Genomic DNA, 1,132 nt, shown 5'->3' on the forward strand with positions numbered 1-1,132 from the left:
GTCCTTTACTTGGTCAACATACGTTTTGTTTTCCTTGCCAATATCGGTAATGGTGTCGATTACATCTGACTTAAATGATTCTTGGTTCTGCCCCAATTCATTTGCAAAGTTGTTTAAGGCTGTATCAACGCTACCTTCAATGAGAGATTGATTGTTTTGTAGCTGTGCCTGAACCAAGCTTGAATTCATAGGATTGCCATCCAAGTAATCACCCTCTAATGCTTCAGAAGTCACGTACTGTTCTTCCTCAGCAGGACGCCCACGCGTCACAAGGGAGACTAATAGAAAGACCCCAATTGCAACCGACCCGATAATGACAATATTCTTTTTGTTTAATTGGAATTTCTTTTTACCCGGGGAATGACCCCCGGATTCATGACCGACTTGTTCAAATTCCGCCATACCAATATAAGCCTCCTATCGGATCACCGAAATAATGATTCTTAGGGAAGTTTTCTTCATCTACCTGATTTCCGTTTAGATCGACTGTCGCTTTCTCAATACTCATGTTTGTTACTTTGTCGATCAATGCTTCTTTCGGAACCATCGGGTAAATGAAGTTGGCATGTGTTGGGCGTAATTCTTCAGCGTCTCCAATACCTAGCTGCGCGTCAGGTAGCTCCACTGGACGTGAAAGCTCCTGAAGCGCATGAACCCGGTTTTGAAGGTGATAGCCTTCCATCATGCCGCCTTACCTCCCTTGTAATACTTTGATGCCTGAAATTGAATTGCTCGCGATTGTGCTGATAATGGAAGTCGTAGACTTGGCATTTTTCAGGAACAGATAAATACCAATGAGAATCCCGATACCCGCAATCACGTCAAAAAACTTGTTAACCATCCACAAGACCTCCCATGATTTGTTTTACCTTGTCAACGTTCAGGACTGCCATACTTGCGAGAACAAGTACCAAGAACGTGTACGTTATTTTTTCATTTGTGAACATACCCAGCAGGATAACGAAAAAGAGAAAGGTGATAATAAACCGCATAGACTTTGTAAACTCTTGCATAGAATCACCCCTTTACTTCAAGCCAAAACCGCGTTTAAGACCGTTCCAAAACCCATCTATGAAACTGTCTTTAGCGGCTTTTTTGACTTTCTTTTTCTGCTCCGGCTTCATCTTTTGAT

The 1,132-nt window shown here is 42.3% G+C and carries 3 protein-coding genes; all 3 read right to left on the reverse strand.

The window, feature by feature from the left end; genetic code table 11:
• On the reverse strand, positions 1-402 hold a 402-nt coding region (locus tag ACFQ88_RS39740; protein WP_379463452.1), incomplete at its 3' end, for a hypothetical protein.
• On the reverse strand, positions 389-685 hold the full coding sequence (locus tag ACFQ88_RS39745; protein ID WP_063336321.1) for a hypothetical protein: 297 nt from the start codon (positions 683-685) through the stop codon (positions 389-391). The genes ACFQ88_RS39740 and ACFQ88_RS39745, both read right to left, overlap by 14 nt.
• A 6-nt stretch (positions 686-691) precedes the next feature.
• The gene (locus ACFQ88_RS39750; protein ID WP_185198694.1) at positions 692-841 is read right to left on the reverse strand and encodes a hypothetical protein; all 150 of its coding nucleotides are present in this window, start codon (positions 839-841) and stop codon (positions 692-694) included.
• Positions 842-1,132 lie beyond the last annotated feature (291 nt).

Origin of the sequence: Paenibacillus sp. NPDC056579 (assembly GCF_042793215.1) — a bacterium.
Taxonomy (GTDB): domain Bacteria; phylum Bacillota; class Bacilli; order Paenibacillales; family NBRC-103111; genus Paenibacillus_S.

Excerpts from the sequence above, each read along its gene's own strand:
- ACFQ88_RS39745 (WP_063336321.1), bottom strand. The coding sequence starts at position 685 with ATGATGGAAGGCTATCACCTTCAAAACCGGGTTCATGCGCTTCAGGAG.
- ACFQ88_RS39750 (WP_185198694.1), bottom strand. The coding sequence starts at position 841 with ATGGTTAACAAGTTTTTTGACGTGATTGCGGGTATCGGGATTCTCATT.